The organism is Bartonella sp. AU18XJBT (assembly GCF_028618595.1).
GTDB lineage: Bacteria > Pseudomonadota > Alphaproteobacteria > Rhizobiales > Rhizobiaceae > Bartonella.
Genome location: NZ_JAQITE010000096.1, coordinates 1 through 2638 on the forward strand (window position 1 = coordinate 1; position 2638 = coordinate 2638).

At 37.7% G+C, this 2638-nt stretch carries 5 protein-coding genes; 2 read left to right on the forward strand and 3 right to left on the reverse strand.

Going from position 1 to position 2638, the window contains the following annotated elements:
* Positions 1–433: 433 nt before the first annotated feature.
* Both PVV60_RS10020 and PVV60_RS10025 read left to right on the forward strand, forming a co-directional pair.
* Entirely contained in the window at positions 434–967 is a 534-nt protein-coding gene (locus PVV60_RS10020) for an antA/AntB antirepressor family protein (RefSeq protein ID WP_273724620.1), read from the forward strand.
* Between the two features lie 123 nt (positions 968–1090).
* Positions 1091–1342 carry a type II toxin-antitoxin system prevent-host-death family antitoxin gene (locus tag PVV60_RS10025; RefSeq protein WP_273724621.1) on the forward strand — a complete coding sequence of 84 codons (252 nt, stop codon included), beginning with the start codon at positions 1091–1093 and terminating at the stop codon, positions 1340–1342.
* Between the two features lie 65 nt (positions 1343–1407).
* Here the strand turns inward: PVV60_RS10025 and PVV60_RS10030 are convergent, their stop codons facing one another.
* From PVV60_RS10030 to PVV60_RS10040, 3 genes are all read right to left on the reverse strand, one after another.
* Complete coding sequence (locus PVV60_RS10030; protein WP_273721170.1) at positions 1408–1716, reverse strand: HigA family addiction module antitoxin; 309 nt, start codon at positions 1714–1716, stop codon at positions 1408–1410.
* Between the two features lie 10 nt (positions 1717–1726).
* On the reverse strand, positions 1727–2005 hold the full coding sequence (locus tag PVV60_RS10035) for a type II toxin-antitoxin system RelE/ParE family toxin (RefSeq protein WP_208439775.1): 279 nt from the start codon (positions 2003–2005) through the stop codon (positions 1727–1729).
* A 101-nt stretch (positions 2006–2106) separates the two neighbouring features.
* On the reverse strand, positions 2107–2295 hold the full coding sequence (locus PVV60_RS10040; protein ID WP_273724622.1) for a hypothetical protein: 189 nt from the start codon (positions 2293–2295) through the stop codon (positions 2107–2109).
* Positions 2296–2638: the final 343 nt, after the last annotated feature.

A 2638-nucleotide genomic window follows, 5' to 3' on the forward strand; every position in this document is an offset into this window, starting at 1 on the left:
GATTGTACCGCGCGAAGGGGACGGGTGCCGTCGTCAACCTCGACAACTTCAACACCGTGTAGAAAACCTGTTGCCATACTTTATGCTCCTTTAAATATTGGTGAATGAAAATGAATGGGAAAAATGAAAGGTAAAAAGCCGCTTTTGAAAACGACTTGACAAAATATTCAAAACCGTTAGATTCATACAAAGGTGCTTGAAAAACACCTTAAAACAACAAGCGGATTGGTTACCGAAATAATCAGTCTTCTGTGCATTAAAGACTTTGACTCATTATATGCTACACGCATATAATAGCTTTGTCGGGTGTAGTTACGCTATACAATACCCTTTCGGGGGAAAGGCATAACGACGGGCTTGTTGCCGTGTTTTTCAGCACCCGGCATTTTTATAAAAAATGTCAATGAAAAACGTCTAACAACAAGGAGTTCTCATGAACACTCTTATTCCAATATCGGAACAAATCATTGATCAGGAAACTGTTCAAACTGTTAACGCTCGTGATTTGCATACGTTTTTGAAGGTAACATCTCGTTTTAACGATTGGATTATTAATCGTATTAAAGAATATGGTTTCCTAGAAAATAAGGACTTTGTGAGTTTTACTAAAAATTTAGTAAAACCTAAAGGCGGTCGTCCAAGTACAGAATATCACATCACTTTAGATATGGCGAAAGAGCTCTCAATGGTGGAACGTAACGAGAAAGGACGTCAAGCACGCCGTTACTTTATTGAGTGTGAAAAGAAACTGAGAAACCAATCTGTTGATTATGATCGTGATACGCGTTTTGATTTGCCAAGTTATTGGGAAGGTATGAAACCTGGTGAAAAAGTTTTGTATCTTTTAGGTCCAATTCATATGCGTCTTCTTGATGCCTTCAGAGTAGACGAAGAAAACAGAAAATATAAAGCCCTCATTAAAGAAGCAAAAAAGGTCTTAGCAAAATCTGTTGTGAAAGCTGCTTAACTTTAAAACATAATTTTATCTCCTCGTCTTTTAGGCGGGGAGGTGGTTAATGCCGTAAAATATCTTTACATAATACACATTATACGTATAATACGTATTATGCATTAAAGATAGGATGTGCATATGAAAAAATATAGTTTTACAGATGTAAACCGCGGGGCAGGCGATATTTTAGACGAGGCTATGTCTACACCTGTAGCTTTAACAAAGCGAGGGCGTGAAAAAATCATTATGCTTCCTGTTGATTTATATCATGAATTAATAAAAGCCCGTTCTCGTGTACAATCTTTTGTTTATGCAGATGCACCGCAAAATATATTAGACGACTTAGATCGTGGTTTAGATGATATTTTAAATGGCGACGAACATGTTTAAAGCAGGGGATGTCATTATTTATCTAGTATTTCATAAAACATCGTCTCTTCAGAGTGAGGAAGAGATCAAACAGCGTGAAGTGTTGGAACTTTGCTAACATTTGTTTCGCGTTCAGCATGCCACGCATCATAATTGGCTTGCATACGTAACCATATAGCAGCTCCATCACCAAACATTTTGCCAAGACAAGCGGAAATAGCAGGAGAAACAGGCTTTTTTGCGTTCAGAATATCGTAGAGATGTTGGCGTGATATACCAAGCATCTGCGCAATTTCTGATTTTGTTTTGCCTGTTTCAGGAATAATTTCTGCTAAAACTTCTCCTGGATGAGTAGGACAACGGTTTTTATCTCTTTGTGCAGGAATGTCATTCATAACTGTATCCTTAGTGATATTGTTCAAGATCAACACGGTAAGCATTACATGAGTCAAATTCAAAGGTAATACACCATGGTCCGTTAACGTGGACAGTGTAACGAGTGGGTGAATATCCAATCAAAGAATGAAAGTTGAATCCTGGAAGATTCATATCTTCTGGTCTTTCAGAAAAATCTAAACGATCAAGACGAACCATGATACGTTTTATAAGTTTCTTATCAATCTTGGATGAATTTCCCGTTTTGAATAATTCTGCCAATGTTTTGCTTTTAAACGTTTTAATCATTCTTTTATATAGCGTAAAATACTTATAATGTCAACAAATAGCTTACATTATAAGTGCTAAAATGGAAAAAATAGTAACATCCCATTGGAAAGCCTAATAGCTTAGACTTGTTTTTCTTTTCTCCACCTCATGCGTAAAGAGAAGAATAGGTGCATGGAGGGGATAAATTTGCACGTCAACATCAAGGATTTTACAACCGCATCAAAGGCTGTCTGATCAAATATTGCTAAAAACTTAGATCCCTTGCCATTCTTAATAAAGTGAATACGAAGTTTAAATTCTATTTTCATTTTGCTCTCCAAATTAATGAAGAGACTATAACAACCATCACCATGCTCCATAAGCCTGACACTGTCAGTCAAAAAAACGCTTTAAAGAGCTTTAAAGGGGACTTAAAAATCATACAAGCTCGCTTATAGAACAGCTATCTATTTGACTTGTGCTATCTTTGGTTTTGTATTTAATCTTTCCATAACCTTATAAGGACAGCGCCATCAGCTCCAGCGCCGCTGTCATATCCATCCCTACTAGCACCGGCACCTCCGCCCCCAAAACCACGCCCTGCTTTTCCTGAAGGAAAGCTACCATCTGCCGTTCCTCCACCACCTCCCCTTGATGTATCGCCTCCAGCAT

What these genes read in the sequence shown, in the direction of transcription:
- PVV60_RS10020 (WP_273724620.1), top strand. Translation starts at nt 434, where the DNA reads ATGAACACTCTTATTCCAATATCGGAACAAATCATTGATCAGGAAACT.
- PVV60_RS10025 (WP_273724621.1), top strand. Translation starts at nt 1,091, where the DNA reads ATGAAAAAATATAGTTTTACAGATGTAAACCGCGGGGCAGGCGATATT.
- PVV60_RS10030 (WP_273721170.1), bottom strand. Translation starts at nt 1,716, where the DNA reads ATGAATGACATTCCTGCACAAAGAGATAAAAACCGTTGTCCTACTCAT.
- PVV60_RS10035 (WP_208439775.1), bottom strand. Translation starts at nt 2,005, where the DNA reads ATGATTAAAACGTTTAAAAGCAAAACATTGGCAGAATTATTCAAAACG.
- PVV60_RS10040 (WP_273724622.1), bottom strand. Translation starts at nt 2,295, where the DNA reads ATGAAAATAGAATTTAAACTTCGTATTCACTTTATTAAGAATGGCAAG.